The organism is Microbacterium sp. NRRL B-14842 (genome assembly GCF_050470785.1).
Window position 1 is genome coordinate 3351165 of record NZ_JBFLUM010000001.1, and the last position, 15899, is coordinate 3367063.

Below are 15899 nucleotides of genomic sequence, written 5' to 3' on the forward strand. Positions count from 1 at the left end.
ACCGGGGTCGGTGCAGGAGCAGCCCTCAGGGGGAGGGGCGGAGGTCGCTCGGCGGGCCGCTCAGCGCGCGCAGGGCGTAGAGGATCGTCGCGAGGTCGACGAGCTCCTGCACCAGTGCGCCGACGACCGCGGGGATGACGCCGGTCATTGCCACGACCATCAGTCCCACGCTCAGACCGATCCCGATCCAGATCGCGGTGAGGGCCACGCGGAGGGTGTGCCGTCCGATCGCGACGGCGTCGACGACCTTGGCGAGCGAATCCACGAGGATGACGACGTCGGCGGCGTCCCCGGCGGCCGTCGCCCCCTTCGCGCCCATCGCGATGCCGATGTCGGCCGCCGCCAGCACCGGCGCGTCGTTGACACCGTCGCCGACCATCAGCACGGGCCGTGGCTGCATCTCGGCGGCCAGACGCACCTTCTCGGGAGGCAGCAGCTCGGCGTGGATCTCGTCGATCCCGACCTGCCGTCCGATCGACTCCGCCGTGGTGGCCACATCCCCGGTCAACATCGCGAGCCTGTCGACCTCGTGCGTCCGCATCCAGGAGACCACGGCGGGCGCCTCCGGGCGGGCGGCGTCGGCGAGCACGAGGGCCCCTGCGAACCGACCGTCCACGGCGACGTACGCGGCGGCCTGTCCCGGTGCGAGCTCCACCCGCACGGTGTCGGGGGCGAGGGAGGCCACGTAGGCCGGCTTGCCGACGACGACCGAACGGCCGCCGATCGTCGCGGACACCCCGTTCGTCGCGGTCTCGCTCGCCTCCGTCGCCGCGTGCAGGGCCAGGCCCCGTGCGGCGGCGGCGCGACGGATGCCGTCGGCGAGCACGTGCGACGAGTACTGCTCGGCGGAGGCGGCGAGTCGCAGGATCTCATCCGCATCGAAACCGCGGGACGGTCGCACGTCGACCAGCTCCGGCCTCCCCTGGGTGAGCGTCCCGGTCTTGTCGAACGCGGCCGAGCGCACCCGGGCGATCTGCTCGATGACCGCGCCGCTCTTCATGATGACGCCCGACTTCGCCGCCCGGGAGAGCCCGCCGAGGAAGGCCACCGGGGCGGCGATCAGCAGCGGGCAGGGCGTCGCCAGCACGAGCACCTCGGCGAACCGGGTCGCGTCGCCGGAGAGTGCCCACGCCGTCCCCGCGAGCACGAGCGCGACGGCGGTGAACGGAATCGCGAACCGGTCGGCGAGACGCACGATGGGAGCGTGGGAGGACTCGGCCTCGGCGACCAGGGCGACGATCTGCTGATACTGACTGTCGGCGCCGGTGCGGAGGGCGCGGAGGCGGATGGCCCGGCTGCCGTTGATCGCGCCCGACAGCACCTCGTCGCCCGCACCGCGCGTCACGGGCAGACTTTCGCCCGTGAGCGACGATTCGTCGAACGACGCGCTGTCCGTGAGCAGTTCACCGTCCACGGGGATGATCTCCGCCGGGCGCACGAGAAGCACGTCGCCCACGGCCACATCGTCGACCGGCGCCTCCCTCGCCGCGTCCGAGTCCGCGTCCTCGGGATGCGTCAGCACATGGGCGCTGCGGGGCGAGCGATCCAGCAGTGCGGAGAGGTCGCGCTTCGCCCGGCGGCCCGCGAAGTCCTCCAGCGCCTCACCGCCGGAGAGCATCAGGACGATGATGAGCGCCGCGATGTATTCGCCCACCGCGAGCGTCGCGACCATGGCGACGACGGCGAGGATGTCGAGTCCGACGTGGCCGCGGAGCACGTCGCGCACCATGCCGATGAGGGTCCAGACCACCACCGCAGCCACGAAGACCGTGGCGACCCACCGGCCGATGGTCTCCTCCCCGGCGGCGTGAAGCCCTCCGACCACGGCGAAGACGATGACCGTCAGGGTGATGACGGGGTACCGCCAGAGGAGTCGGAGGGCGCGCATGCGTCCAGCATCGTCGGAATCGGTGCGCACCGCCAGCATCCCCCTTCCGACACCTGTGCTTAAGCGATATAGTCGGCCGCGAGTCGCGACGTCGCGGCCCGCTCTCGACAACGACGCCGAAGGAGAAGACACCGTCATGAGTTCCTCACCCGCACGATCGTCCCGCCTGAGAAGAGGTGTCGCGGCAGCAGTGGCGATCGCTGCCGCCGGAGCCGCCGCCCTCGCCGCCTCGACGACGGCCGTCGCCGATGCGGATGCCGCCGACCCGCAGCTCGCCGTCTACGTCGAGGTCAACTCGAACGATTTAGCGAATGTCGCGGACTACACGCTCGCCGAGTCGGGCCGCCCCGCCGTCGATCTGGCCATGATCTTCGCCGCGAACATCAACTACGACGGGGAGCGGGCGGTCCTCCACCTCAACGAGCGGGTCACCGAGACGCTGCAGGACGCGCAGAACCAGATCCGCCCGCTGCAGGCCCAGGGCACCAAGGTCCTCCTGTCGGTGCTCGGAAACCACCAGGGTGCCGGCTTCGCGAACTTCACCTCGTACGCGGAAGCCGACGCCTTCGCCGCGCAGCTCGCCGACACCGTCACCACCTACGGCCTGGACGGCATCGATTTCGACGACGAGTGGAGCAACTACGGGGCGAACGGCACGCCGCAGCCGAACCCGCAGTCCTTCGGCTGGCTCGCCTCCGCGCTGCGCGATCGCCTGGGACCGGACAAGCTCATCACGCTGTACGCGATCGGCCCGTCCTACACGACCACGGACTTCGGCCTCTTCGACGCCGGCAGCGTGCTCGATCACGCCTGGAACCCGTACTACCCGACCTACGACGCTCCCACCGTGCCGGGCCTGGACGACCGCGGCCGGCTCGGCGCCGCGGCGATCGACCTCGCGAACACCAGCGCCACGACGGCCGCCGACTTCGCCCAGCGCACGGTGGCGGACGGGTACGGCGTCTACGTCGCGTACAACCTCACCGCGACGGATCAGTCGGCCTACCTCTCCGGCATCACCCAGGCGCTGAAGGGGGAGGCGACTCTGTACCGCGCAGCGTCGCGGTGAGTCAGCTCAGGTCGAAGAGCTCGATCTGACGGAGCGTGACCTCGACCGTCGCCCGCACGCGGACGGCCGAGGTCACGACCGGCATCTCCAGAGTGAACGGCGTCGTCCGGTCGGGAGCCAGGTCTTCGCGGTGTCTGGTGGCGAGGGGATGCCAGGCTCCATCGGCACCCTCCATCTCCCAGCGCAGCGCATCGGCCGCCGTGGGCCCGAGGCTCGTGACGGTGATGTCGGTGAGGCCGCGGGGTGAGGGGAATCGCCAGCCCACCCACGAGCCTTCCGGCAGCCGGACGCCCGCGTCGCCCTGCGGATCGCCGTCGTCGAACAGCCGTGGCGCATCGAGGACATCCGCGGAGGCGACGATCTCTCCCGCGTCGGCGGTGAGGTCGCACCGCCACGGCTCGGCGTCGAGTGCGTCCTCACCGCTCTCGAGCGCCCGCGCCGGGTCCGTGCCGAACACCAGGTCGAGCACCGCGTCCCCCCGAAGCGCGTCGATCGGCAGATCGGCGGTGGGGAGAGGGCGTCCGTCCAGCCGGGCGCCCTCCAACACGTGCGCGGCGGGGGAGCTCCGTCGCGAGCGGATACGCAGCGACGAGCCGTCCCCGCGTGCGACCCGGATGTCGTCGGACAGCGGGGACCCGATCCGCAGAGTCCCCGCCGCGAGTTCCAGGGGATAGAGGCCGAGCGCGGCCCAGAGCCACCAGGCGCTCATCTCTCCGTTGTCCTCGTCGCCGGGGAACCCCTGGCCGATGTGGGCACCGGCGAAGAGGCGGCGCGCGAGGCCGTGCACGAGGCCCGCGCTGTGCCACGGCCGGTCCGTGAAGGCGTACATGAAGGGTATGTGGTGCGCCGGCTGATTCGACAGCGCGCACATGCCCGACCGCTGGGCGCGGGCTTCGCGCTGCTCGTGGATGACGGTGCCGTACGCACCGCCGAAGCGCTCGTCGGCGGTCTCGGGCTCGGCGAAGAGGGCGTCGAGGTGCCGACCGAGTCCCGCAGGGCCGCCGTGGAGCGCCGCGAGGCCCGGCCCGTCGTGCACCGTGCCCACGGACATCCCCCACGCGTTCGTCTCGACGTTGTCGCCGCCCCAGACGCGAGGATCGAAATCCGGTGCGAAGGACCCGTCCGCCGTGCGACCGCGGAAGAATCCGGAGGCAGGATCGAACAGGGCGCGCGCCGCGCGGGAGCGGTTCGCGAAGTACCGCGCAAAGGCCCGGTAGCGCGCGGCGCCGTCCGCCGCCGTCGACGCCGCGAGCTCGGCGGCGAACCGGCCGAGGGCGGCATCGCTCACGGCGTTCTCGATGCTCCAGCTCATCCCCTCCGGCACGTCGGACGGGATGAAGCCGAGGAAGCGACCACGGCCGATGCCCTTGCGACCCCGTCGCGGATCCGGGCCCGGCTCGCACGCGTCGCGCCACCCGCTCTCGAACGCCGCCTCCCGGTCGAAGGGCACCTCCCAACGCGCGGCGTCGGCGAAGATCTGGTCGCTGGAGGTCCCGACCATGCTGTCCACATACCCGGGGGCGCTCCACCGCGCCATCCAGCCGCCGCGGCGATACTGCATGAGCTGTCCGTCCAGCAGGCGTCCGGCCAGCGCGGGGTCGAGGAGCGCGAGCGCGGGCCACTCGGTGCGGTACGTGTCCCAATAGCCGTTGTTGACGACGAGCTCGCCTTCCGCGACCGGCGCCCCCGTGGCCGACTCGCCGAAGGCGGTCCGCGGGGCGAACACGTCGGCGAAACGCCACGCCGGTGCCTCCGCGGTGCCCGTGTTCTCCGCCGCCGTGTTCGGATACAGATGCATACGGTGGAGCGCGGCGGCGATCCGGGCGCGCTGCTCCTCGTCGGCCAGGCCGCGGAACGGGCGCTCGGCCTCGGGGAGCGGGGGGATCGTCACGCGCCCGAGCAGCCGGTTCCACCCGGCGGCCGCGCGGGCGCGGAGCTCGTCGAACGGGACGGCGGGAGGTGCCTCGAGGGCGAGGCTGTGCCGGGCCTGCGCGACGGAGAGGAACGAGACCCCGACCCGCACCTCGACGGCGCCCACGGCGCGGACGAAGCCCGCGACCCGGGCACGCCCGTCGTCGTCGAGGGCGCCGTGCGCGGCGTTCGACGCGCTATGCACGGTCCCGGCGAAGTAGCAGCGTGGCGCGTTCCCCCAGTCCTCTGGACCCTCGGGGATCCACCCCTCGAAGCCGATGTCGGTGAAGGTGAGCAGCCCCTCGTTCGTGAGCTGATCGATCACGAAACCCACGGCGGCGCGCGGATCGTCGCACCGCACGCGGAAGGCCGCGGTGTGCGAGGTCGCGGTCATCTCGACATGCACGCCGTCGCCGAGGTCGGCGGTGTACTCGTGCGGGCGGGCGCGTTCGCTTCCCTCGACGATCCAGCGGCGTCGATCCTCCCTGGCCGACCGTGCTGTGCCGAAGAACGGCATGAGCTGAAGAACCGCGCGATCGCCGATCCACGGGCTGGGCTGGTGCGAGAACTGCAGGGCTTCGAGACGCCGTCCCTGCGGATCGTCATGCACGAACGGGCGGTAGGGCCAGCGTGCGTCCGCGGCGTCGGTCGCCGGCGTGACGAAGGTGAACCCGTGCGGCGCGGCGACCGCCGGGACCGTGTTCCCGCGGGAGAAGCGGGGGCCGGAATGGGAGCCGCGCCGGGTGTCGACCCGCTCGACGGGTGGGAGGTCGCCGGGGGCCGGGCGCTCCTCGACGAGGACCTGCACGAAACCGGTGACCTCCGCGGGCAGCTCCGGCGCTGCCTCGAGAGCGGCGGTGCCGAGGACGAGCTCGACCGTGCCGGCACCGGGGCCGAGGGGCGCGAGCGCCACGCTGTCGGCGTTCCACTGCTCCGGCATGCTCCACCGGGCGGCGAACTGCCCCTCGGCCGTGAGCGGGAAGTCGTACCGGTCGCGGACGGCGGCGATGTCGCTCAGCCGGCTGCCGTCGGCGGTCCGCACGTCGACGGTGACCGCGAGCGCGGCCCAGGGGGCGAGGGTCGCGGCGGGGCCGTCGGCGTAGAACGCCCAGTGCAGCACGGTGTCCGGGGTGAGGGCGATGCCGTCGAGGCCGGGGACGTCGATCCGCTGCGCCCCGCGGGAGGGGTCGAACGTGTAGGCGTAGACGGGGCCGGGGAGCACCCCGGCGTGCGGGCGCGACGACGGGGGATCCGCGGGACCGGAGGCCGGGCGGAGCAGCGGCGCGCTCACCCCTTCAGCGCACCCTCCTGCACGCCCTTGAAGAAGAAGCGCTGCGTGAACGAGAACATGATGACGATCGGCACGAGCGCGATCATGGTGCCGGCGGCGATGAGTCGCGGATCGACCGAGAAGCTGCTGTTGAGGTAGGCCATGCCGACGGTCAGGGTGTACTTGGCCGGGTCGGAGAGCACGATGAGCGGCCAGAGGTAGTCGTCCCACGCGCCGATGAAGGCGAAGATCGCCACGACCGAGACCATGCCGCGGATGTTCGGCCACACGATGTGCCGGATGCGCTGCCACGTGGTCGCACCGTCGACGGTGGCCGCGTCGAGCACGTCCTTCGGGATCATCCGGCACGCGGTGGCGACGAGCAGCACGTTCATGGCGCTGATCGCTCCGGGCAGGAACACGCCCCACAGGGTGTCGGCGAGCCCGAGAGCGCGGATGGTGAGGAAGTTGCTCGTCACGGTGACCTCGCCCGGGAACAGCAGCGTGGACAGCAGGATGCCCATGACGATCCACTTCCCGCGGAAGCGCATGCAGCCCAGGGCGTAGCCGGCGAACGTGGCCAGGATCACGTTGCTGAGTACGGTGCCGAGCGAGACGAGCAGCGAGTGCCAGGCGTAGAGGTAGACGGGGACGATGTCGGCGACCCTCGTGTAGTTCTGCAGCGTCGGATCGCGGGGGATGAGCTCGGGCGGGAAGGAGTAGATGTTCTCCTGGGGGCCCTTGAACGATGTGGAGAGCTGCCAGACGAAGGGGCCGATCACGAGGAAGAGGACGAACAGCAGCAGCGCGTACCGTCCGATGAGTCCGCCGAGCGTGGGCTTGCTGAAGTCGCCGGAGCCGCGGCGGCGGAAGATGCGCTCGCGACCGGGCCGCGGAGCCTCCTCCGCAGGCGGGGTGCTCTCCACCGGGGGCGTCGTCAGAGTCGTCATGCGGAGACCTTCGCCTTCTTCTCGCGGTTCATGAACGCGATCGCCGCGAGCGGCACGAGCGTGAGGAGGAACAGCGCCACGCTGATCGCGGACGCGTAGCCGATGTTGCCGTTCAGGCCCGACCCCACCTGGCGGATGAGCATCACGAGCGACATGTCGTAGCCGCCGGGGCCGCCCGTGCTCTTGGAGAGCACGTCGAGCTCGGCGAACACCCGCATGGCGGACACCGCGATGAGCACGGCGATGAGGAGCATCGCCCCGCGCACCGACGGGATCGTGACGGAGAGGAAGCGGCGGAACGAGCTCGCACCGTCGAGCATCGCGGCCTCGTGCAGCTCCTTGCCCACGTTCCCCAGGGCGGCGAGGTACACCACCATGTAGTAGCCCAGGCCCTTCCACACGGTCAGCAGGATCGCGCAGCCGAGCAGCAGCCAGCGGTCGACGAGGAAGGCCATCGGCTGGTCGATGAGGCCGAGGAACTCCAGGGTCTGGTTGATGATGCCCCGGCTGTCGAACAGCCACGTCCAGATGAGCGCGACCACGACGACCGACGCGATCACGGGGAAGTAGAACGTGGTGCGGAAGAACGAGATGCCGGGGAGCTTCTTCTGCACGAGGAGGGCGAGGAGCAGCGGGAGGACCGTGAGCAGCGGCACGCACACGACCACATAGATGAGACAGGTGGTGAGCGCGTTCCAGAACATCTCGTCGCCGAACATGCGCTCGTAGTTGGCGCCGCCGACGAACTCGGGGGTCCGCAGGGGGCGAGCATCCGTGAAGCTGAGGACGACGGTGTTGAGGAACGGCCAGAGCGCGAACACCAGCACCCAGATCACGGCGGGGGCGAGGAGCAGCCACGGGGTGAACCACTTGTGGGATCTCATCGTCGACCTCCGCTGCCGGGTGCCGGTGTCCGCGCGCATGGTCACTGGTCCACGCGGTTCGCGTTGGCGTACTCGACGATCTTGTCGAGCTGCGTCTTGGCGTCGGCCTCGCCGTTCACGGCCAGGGCGATCTGCTGAGTCATGTAGGTGGCCATGTCCGAGGTCCACTGGAACGGCAGGGCCTTGGCGTCCTTCATCGCGCCGAATACGGTGTCGATTGCCGCGAGCTGCTTCTCGTCGGTGACCGAGGAGGCGATGTTCTCGACGACCTGGTCGCCGCCGTCGGCCGTGCCGGGGGCGGTGCCGACCGCGAGGGAGGAGAATGCGACCTGGTTCTCCTCGTTCGTGGCGAACTCGGCGAACGCGAGAGCCGCTTCCTTGTTGTCGGAGTCGGCGGAGACGTTGAGGCCCTGGACGTAGAGCGGGGCGACGCCGAGGCGCGGGGTGGCGACGGTGTTCTCCAGGAGCGCCGGGGCGTCCTTCTGCAGATCGGTCGTGAACCCGGTGCCGCCGGTGGTGAAGGCGACCTTCTCCTGGATGTAGGCCTCCGCGTTCCCGCCGTAGTCGCCGGTGAGTGCTTCGGCGGGCATCGCGCCCGCGGCGTAGGCGTCGGCGTACTGCTCGATGATCGCGGCCGCCTCGTCGGTGTTGAAGTCGAACTCGCCCTCGTCGTTGATGACCTCCATGCCGGCGGCGGTGAAGGTATCCAGCGCAGGGATCGAGGAGAGGAGCTGGACCTTGCCGCCGGACTCCGTGGCGACGTCCTTCGCGAGCGTGAGCAGCTCGTCGACCGTCGTCGGCAGGTTCTCCTCGGTGACGCCGTACGGGGCGAGCTGGGCGAGGTTCCACCAGGACGCGTCGCTGGAGAGGTACCACGGCAGGCCGTACGTGCCCTCGACGCCGGGGTACTGGCTGTAGGCGTCCCAGGCGCCGGCGTTGTACGTCGCCTTCAGGTCGGGGTCGGCAGTGTCCAGGTCGACGAGCTTCCCGGCGGCGACGAGCGGGTAGGCGATGTCCGGCGGCAGGTTCAGCACGTCGGGGAGGGTGTCGGCGTTCGCCTGGCTCAGGATCTTCTCCTGGTAGCCGTCGCCGGGCTGGTCGAGCCACTCGACGGTCACGTCCGGATGCTCCTCCTCGAAGGCTGCGATGAGGTCTTCGAAATAGGGGGTGAACTTCTCGTTCTTCAGCGACCAGGTCTGGAACTGGATGGTTCCGCTGAGCTCGCCGGAGGTGTCGATGGGGCCGGCGCCGTCCGAGGCGGCACCGCCTCCGGTGCAGCTCACGAGCGCCAGGGCGCCGATCGTGAAGGTTGCCAGAGCGACAATGCGTGCGGGAACTTTCATCGTGCTTCTTCCTCGAGGCGGGCGATTCGGCGTGGTCCGACGAAGGGACTACAGCGCTTTAGCAGATGAAACCATCGGATCCGGTCGGTGTCAAGGTGGGCGCTATCGACGCTGTTGCTCAAGCGTTATAGTGGTGCGACATGTCCTCATGGGAGGGCGCGGTCCGAAAGGTGCACACATGACGCAGCGCGGCGCTCTCGACGCTCCTCTCCGTTTCGGGGCGAACTACACGCCGTCGAAGGACTGGATGCACTCCTGGCTCGACTTCACGCCGGACGACGTGCGTCGCGACTTCGCGGCCCTCGCCGCGCTCGGCCTCGACCATGTGCGGGTGTTCCCGCTCTGGACCGTCCTGCAGCCCAACCGCACCCTCATCCGCTCGAAGGCGATCGACGACGTGCGCACCATGGTCGACATCGCCGCCGAGTTCGGGATGGACGTGAGCGTCGACGTCATCCAGGGGCACCTGTCGAGCTTCGACTTCGTCCCTTCGTGGCTGTACACCTGGCACGACCGGAACATGTTCACCGATCCGACGGCCCTCGACGGTCAGGTGCAGCTCGTGGAGCGGCTCGCGGGCGCCCTGCGGGACGCGCCGAACTTCCTCGGCCTCACCCTCGGCAACGAGACGAACCAGTTCTCCGCGCACACCCACCCCTCGCCGTGGCCCGTCACGACCGACGAGGCCGGCGGCTGGATCGAGGCGCTGCTCGCTGCCGCGGAACGGGGCGCCCCGGGCCTGCCGCACGTGCACAGCGAGTACGACGCGGTCTGGTACATGGACGACCACGGGTTCACGCCGGCGCATGCCTCCCGGCTCGGCGCGATGACGACCATCCACTCCTGGATCTTCAACGGCACGGCGCAGCGCTACGGAGGTCGCTCGATCGCCGCCGACCGCCACGCGGAGTACCTCATCGAGCTCTCCCGCGCGTTCGCGACCGATCCCGACCGTCCGATCTGGCTACAGGAGGTCGGCGCCCCCTCGAACTGCCTCGACGAGAGCGAGATGCCCGGCTTCCTCGAGGCCACCGTGCGTTCGGCCCTCCGCACCGAGAACCTCTGGGGCGTGACGTGGTGGTGCTCGCACGACGTGAGTCGGGAGCTGGCCGACTTCCCGGAGCTCGAGTACTCCCTGGGGCTCATCGATCAGGAGGGCGCGGCGAAGCCCCTCGGCCGCCGGTTCGCGGAGCTCATCCCCGAGCTGCGCACCCGCACCGCGGCTCCGGCCCGCCCAACGGCGATCGTGGTGGACGTCGACGAGCAGGAGGTGCCGGTGAGCCGGGCGGCCCTGAGCCCCGGCGGTGCGGTCTTCCAGGCCTGGGTCGACGCCTGCGCCGCGGGCGAGGACCCCGCCCTGGTGACCTCCCGCACCGCGCAGGACCCCGCGGCGCTGGAGTCGCGCGGCATCCGCCGTCTCATCCACCCCGCCCCGTCCGCGTCCGACGTCACCCGCTACGCCTCCGTCAACACCGTCGTCTGACGCCGAGACCCCGGGTTGTCGTCGAGACCCCGGGGTACGCGCGGCGATAGCCCGGGGTGTGGGCGGGGAGGCGGGGTCTCAGCGGGGCGGTGGCGCGGTGCTCTCGCGGGCGGTGAGCACGGGGGTCGGGCCCTGGACGCTCGGCAGCGTGGTGCCGGCCTCGATCTGCTGCAGCAGGAGCGTGGCCGCCTGCTCGCCGAGCTCGAACGTGTCGCGGGTCATGGCGGTGATCGACGGGTTGATGAGGCCCGCGATGACGGAGTCGTCGAACGACGCGAGTGAGACGTCGCGCGGAACCGCCCGGCCCATCTCCTGCGCCACCCGGAGGCCGGCGACGGCCATCACATCGTTGTCGTAGACGATCGCGGTCGGGCGCTGCCGGCCGGAGAGCTGCGCGCGGGTGACCGCGGAGGCGCGCGCGGGGGAGAAGTCGGTCGTGATGACCTCGCCGGAGACGCCGTCCGCCGCCATCCGCTCGAGCACCTCGGCGCGCAGGCGGGTGTGCTCCAGCTCCGCCGGGCCCGCGACGTAGGCGATACGGGTGTGGCCCAGGGCGGCGAGGTAGGAGAAGAGCGTCTCCGCGACGGCGTCGTCGCCGATCCAGACGCTGGGCACCGCGCCGTCCGGGGACGGCTTCGAGCCGATCATCACAGCGCGGGCGTCCAGGGCCATGATGCGCTCGCCGCGGGGGTCGTCGTCGCGCGGGTCGATGAGGATGATCCCGTCGACCTGATTCGACGACCGCCACTGCCGATGCACCTCCATCTCCTCGTCGATGTCGGCGACGAGGCGGAGCTGCAGCCCGACCTTGCTCTCGGAGAGCCGGGACTCGATGCCGGCGATGAGGTCGGTGAAGAAGGCCTCGGAGCCGAGGGAGCGTGCCGGGCGGGCGAGGGCGAACCCGACCGCGTTGGCCCGGGCGCCGACGAGGGCGCGGGCAGCGGAGCTCGGCTGCCAGTGGTGCTCTTCGATGATGGAGAGGATGCGCTGCCGCGTCTCCTCGCTCACACCGGGACGACCGTTGAGGGCGAACGAGACGGCGCCGGGGGAGACGCCGGCCATGCGCGCGATGTCCGCGATCGTCACGCGTTTCCCCGGGGCCATAGGCATCACCCTACTTGATCGGTTTAGCCTCTCATAAGCACGGGAGACGGTACCGTAGACTCCCGTGCTAGATCGTTTTAGTAACGGCGAGCATCGAACGCCTTCCCTCACCGTCGAGCCCGGAGAACCCCCACATGCATGACGACACCTCGCTCACCGTCGGCCGCGTCAAGCGGGTCCTCGAAGAGCGCATCCGCCCCGCCATCCACTCGGCCGCGGTTCCCCTCACGGTCGAGGCGCACCAGCTCCCCGGAGAGCCCATCGCCCCGACGGAGGGCCTGGCGCTCCCGTTCGCCCCGGCCGCGGTCGGCGAGCTGTGGGGCCCGGCCTGGGGCACCACCTGGTTCAAGCTCACCGGTCGGGTGCCCGCGGACTGGGCCGGCCGCCGGGTGGAGGCGCTCATCGACCTGGGCTTCGACGTGAACATGACGGGCTTCCAGTGCGAGGCCCTCGCCTACCGCCCCGACGGCACGCCGATCAAGAGCATCAACCCGCGCAACCAGTGGGTCCCGATCGCCGAGAGCGCCGCGGGTGACGAGGCCGTCGAGCTCTACCTGGAGGGCGCGTCCAACCCCGTCCTCCTCGACTACCACCCCTTCCTGCCGACGCAGGAGGGCGACATCCTCACCTCCTCGAAGGAGCCGTTGTACCGGCTGCGGCGCCTCGACCTCGCAGTGTTCGAGCCCGAGGTGTTCGATCTGTCCCTCGACCTCGAGGTGCTGTTCGAGCTGCAGGCGGAGCTCCCCGCCACGTCGCCGCGCCGCATGCGCATCCTGCAGGCGCTGGACGACGCGCTCGACGTGCTCGACCTGCAGCACATCGTGGAGACCGCCGGTGACGCGCGGGCCCGGCTCGCCGACGTCCTCGCCGCCCCGGCTGAGGCGAGTGCGCACCGGATCTCGGCCGTCGGCCACGCGCATATCGACTCCGCCTGGCTGTGGCCGGTGCGCGAGACGATCCGCAAGGTCGCCCGCACGACCTCGTCCATGACCACGCTCATCGAGGAGCAGTCCGACTTCCAGTACGGCATGTCCAGTGCGCAGCAGTACGCCTGGATCAAGGAGCACCGCCCAGAGGTGTGGGAGCGGGTCAAGGCCGCCGTCGCCGCCGGACGCTTCCTGCCGCTGGGCGGCATGTGGGTCGAGTCCGACACCGTCATGCCGACGGGCGAGTCGCTCGTGCGGCAGTTCTCGCACGGGCAGCGGTTCTTCGAGCGGGAGTTCGGCATCCGCTCGAAGGGCGTGTGGCTGCCGGACAGCTTCGGCTATTCGCCGGCCCTCCCGCAGCTGATGCGCCGTGCCGGGTTCGAGTGGTTCTTCACGCAGAAGATCTCGTGGAACCAGCAGAACGTCTTCCCGCACCACTCCTTCCTCTGGGAGGGCATCGACGGTTCGCAGGTGTTCACGCACTTCCCGTCGATGGACACCTACAACTCGCAGCTCAGCGGCATGGAGGTGGCGAAGGCCTCCCGTCAGTTCAAGGAGAACCGCCTCAGCTCGCGGTCGATCGCCCCTGTCGGCTGGGGTGATGGCGGCGGCGGCACGACGCGCGAGATGACGGGCAAGGCCGAGCGGCTGCGCGACCTCGAGGGCAGCGCGCAGGTCGTGTGGGAGCACCCCGACGTGTTCTTCGACGCCGCCAAGGCCGAGCTGCCGAACCCCGCCGTGTGGGTCGGCGAGCTCTACCTCGAACTGCACCGCGGCACGCTCACGAGCCAGCACGCCACGAAGGCTCTGCACCGCTGGGCAGAGCACGCGCTGGTGGAGGCCGAGCTGTGGGCCGCGACCGACGCCGTGCGCACCGGCGCCGCGTACCCGCAGGCCGAGCTCGACCGGCTCTGGCAGGCCGTGCTGCTGCACGAGTTCCACGACATCCTGCCCGGCACGTCGATCGCGTGGGTGCACCGCGAGGCCGTCGCCGTGCTGTCGGACGTGCTGTCGGATGCGCGCGACATCGCCGATGCCGCGCGCCGGTCGCTCGCCGGCGAGGGCGACCGCGAGCTGCGGTTCGAGCCGACCTCGGTCGGTCGGGGGCGCGCGCTCGGCGCCTCGTGGGTCCCTGAGCCCGTCGAAGGGGCGGTCTCGCTCGTCGAGGACGCTTCGGCAGGCTCAGCGGTCCACCCGGGATGGCGCCTGGAGAACGAGCTCGTGTCCGTGCTCGTCTCGGGCGAGGGCGTGATCGTCTCGGCCGTCGACAAGGCCACAGGGCGGGAGACGGTCGCGCCAGGCACGGCCGCCAACCTGTTCCAGCTGCACCAGGACTTCCCGAACATGTGGGACGCGTGGGACATCGACCGGTACTACCGCAACAGCGTCGACGACCTCACCGCGGTCTCGTCGATCGAGGCATCGCTCGTGAACGGTGTCGCGCAGATCGTCGTCGTGCGTCCGTTCTCGGAGTCGACGATCACGCAGACGATCACACTCGCCGCGGGCTCGAGGACCGTGCACCTCCGCAACGAGGTCGACTGGCACGAGACCGAGAAGCTGCTCAAGCTCGCCTTCCCGCTCGACATCCAGGCGTCGCACACCGAAGCCGAGACGCAGTTCGGCTACCAGGCGCGCGTCACCCACACGAACACGAGCTGGGAGGCGGCGAAGTTCGAGACGTCGATGCACCGCTTCGTGCTGGTGCGCGAGCAGGACTTCGGCGCGGCCCTCGTGAACGACTCGATCTACGGGTACGACACGACGCGCGAGGTGGGCGAGGACGGGGTCACCACGACCGTGCGACTCTCCCTGCTGCGGGCGCCGCGCTTCCCCGACCCGGACACGGATCACGGGCTGCACGAGATCGAGGTCGGCTTCGTGATCGGCGCCGACGCCGCGATCGCCACGGTCGAGGGCATCCGCCTCAACAGCGTGCCCACGGTGATCCGCGGCACGCGCGAGGTCGAGCCGCTGGTGGAGGTGTCGGGTGAGGGGATCGTCGTCTCGGCCGTGAAGCTCGCCGACGACGGCTCCGGCGACGTCATCGTGCGGGTGTACGAGGCGCTCGGGCGTCGTGCGGTCGGCGAGCTCTCGGTCGGCTTCGACCACCGCGGGGTGCGCGAGGTGAGCCTGATCGAGGACGAGATCGAGACGCCCCGTCTCGGGGGCGGGCTCCACCTCCGCCCCTTCGAGGTCCGCACCCTCCGCATCGCCCGCTGAGCCCCGGCCTCCTCGCGCCCGGCGCTCCGTGCCGGATCAGAAACGCGCCTCCCCGCCCTTCGGGAGGCGCGTTTCTCATCCCGCCGGGCGGGATCGGTGCGCGTCCTCGACGGTGCGCATCGCCGCGACGCCGTCGACCAGCGCAGGCCGCTGATCGGGGGCGTCGCGGAAGAAGGAGACGACGGAGGCCACGGCTGCCGGGTCAGACCCTAGGTGATGCGCATCGAGGATCACGGGGGCGCGTCCGGCGATCGAGATCGCCAGCTTCGGCCCGTGTGGGCCGACAGGCGTGGTGGTGCCGATCTCCTCCCAGGAGGCATCGACCCGGGCAGATCTGCGGACTCCGTGCAGGCCCCTCTCGTCGAGTACGAGACCCAGCGGCTGGCCCTGCGCGAGGACTTCCCGGCCGAGGCCGACGAGCGAGACGACGGCGAGCACGTACGGGCCCCATTCGAGAAGCCGACCGCCCATCGTCGGAAGGTCCAGGGCCTGAACGAGGAAGGCCGCCGCTGCGGGAAGCAAACCCGTCAGGGGAACGAGCCATGAGGAGATGCGGACGCCCGTGGACGGCGTGAATCGCAGCGGGCCGCTTGCCTCGATTCGGATCAGGCGTTCGCGCAAGGACCGCACCCAGAACCAGAGTGCCACCGCGAGCATCCCGGCGTAGAGAGCGAGTGCGATCAGGATGAGGCGGAAGCCTGGACGGGTATCCATGATCGCCAGCAGCAGGGGCAGCAGAGGAAGGATGCCGACGAGCCCGAGCGCCGCAGACGGGAAGCGGCCGTTCGGGTGGACCGATCGTGAGCCGTCGACGATGCGCGGGGACCGCGCGACAGTGTTCATCGGCA

The 15899-nt window shown here is 70.7% G+C and carries 10 protein-coding genes; 3 read left to right on the plus strand and 7 right to left on the minus strand.

Annotated features, from left to right (window positions below):
- Window positions 1–25: 25 nt before the first annotated feature.
- Complete coding sequence (locus AB1285_RS16360; RefSeq protein WP_259953804.1) at window positions 26–1888, minus strand: heavy metal translocating P-type ATPase; 1863 nt, start codon at window positions 1886–1888, stop codon at window positions 26–28.
- A 136-nt stretch (window positions 1889–2024) separates the two neighbouring features.
- On the opposite strand from AB1285_RS16360, the gene AB1285_RS16365 reads away from it, so the two are divergent.
- Window positions 2025–2957: an endo-beta-N-acetylglucosaminidase H gene (locus AB1285_RS16365; protein ID WP_429977490.1), complete on the plus strand. Its 933-nt coding sequence runs from the start codon at window positions 2025–2027 to the stop codon at window positions 2955–2957.
- Between the two features lies 1 nt (window position 2958).
- On the opposite strand, the gene AB1285_RS16370 is transcribed toward AB1285_RS16365, so the two are convergent.
- The 4 genes from AB1285_RS16370 to AB1285_RS16385 are packed head-to-tail and all read right to left on the minus strand — an operon-like array spanning window position 2959 to window position 9315.
- On the minus strand, window positions 2959–6159 hold the full coding sequence (locus AB1285_RS16370) for a GH92 family glycosyl hydrolase (protein ID WP_370429136.1): 3201 nt from the start codon (window positions 6157–6159) through the stop codon (window positions 2959–2961).
- Complete coding sequence (locus AB1285_RS16375; protein WP_085605062.1) at window positions 6156–7088, minus strand: carbohydrate ABC transporter permease; 933 nt, start codon at window positions 7086–7088, stop codon at window positions 6156–6158. The genes AB1285_RS16370 and AB1285_RS16375 overlap by 4 nt, the downstream gene beginning before the upstream one ends.
- Complete coding sequence (locus AB1285_RS16380) at window positions 7085–7972, minus strand: carbohydrate ABC transporter permease (protein WP_060922295.1); 888 nt, start codon at window positions 7970–7972, stop codon at window positions 7085–7087. Before AB1285_RS16380 ends, AB1285_RS16375 begins: the two co-directional genes overlap by 4 nt.
- A 41-nt stretch (window positions 7973–8013) precedes the next feature.
- A complete protein-coding gene (locus AB1285_RS16385) occupies window positions 8014–9315 on the minus strand; it encodes an ABC transporter substrate-binding protein (RefSeq protein ID WP_126893964.1) in 1302 nt (433 codons plus the stop codon).
- A 178-nt stretch (window positions 9316–9493) separates the two neighbouring features.
- On the opposite strand from AB1285_RS16385, the gene AB1285_RS16390 reads away from it, so the two are divergent.
- Window positions 9494–10798, plus strand: a complete 1305-nt coding sequence (locus AB1285_RS16390) for a glycoside hydrolase 5 family protein (protein WP_280564518.1) — start codon at window positions 9494–9496, stop codon at window positions 10796–10798.
- A 78-nt stretch (window positions 10799–10876) separates the two neighbouring features.
- On the opposite strand, the gene AB1285_RS16395 is transcribed toward AB1285_RS16390, so the two are convergent.
- Complete coding sequence (locus AB1285_RS16395; protein WP_429977491.1) at window positions 10877–11884, minus strand: LacI family DNA-binding transcriptional regulator; 1008 nt, start codon at window positions 11882–11884, stop codon at window positions 10877–10879.
- Window positions 11885–12036: 152 nt separating this feature from the next.
- Here AB1285_RS16395 and AB1285_RS16400 point away from each other — a divergent pair, with 152 nt between their 5' ends.
- Window positions 12037–15051, plus strand: coding sequence for an alpha-mannosidase (locus AB1285_RS16400; protein WP_370429161.1), 3015 nt, complete (start codon window positions 12037–12039; stop codon window positions 15049–15051).
- A 75-nt stretch (window positions 15052–15126) separates the two neighbouring features.
- Here the strand turns inward: AB1285_RS16400 and AB1285_RS16405 are convergent, their stop codons facing one another.
- Entirely contained in the window at window positions 15127–15894 is a 768-nt protein-coding gene (locus AB1285_RS16405; protein ID WP_187662620.1) for a hypothetical protein, read from the minus strand.
- Window positions 15895–15899 lie beyond the last annotated feature (5 nt).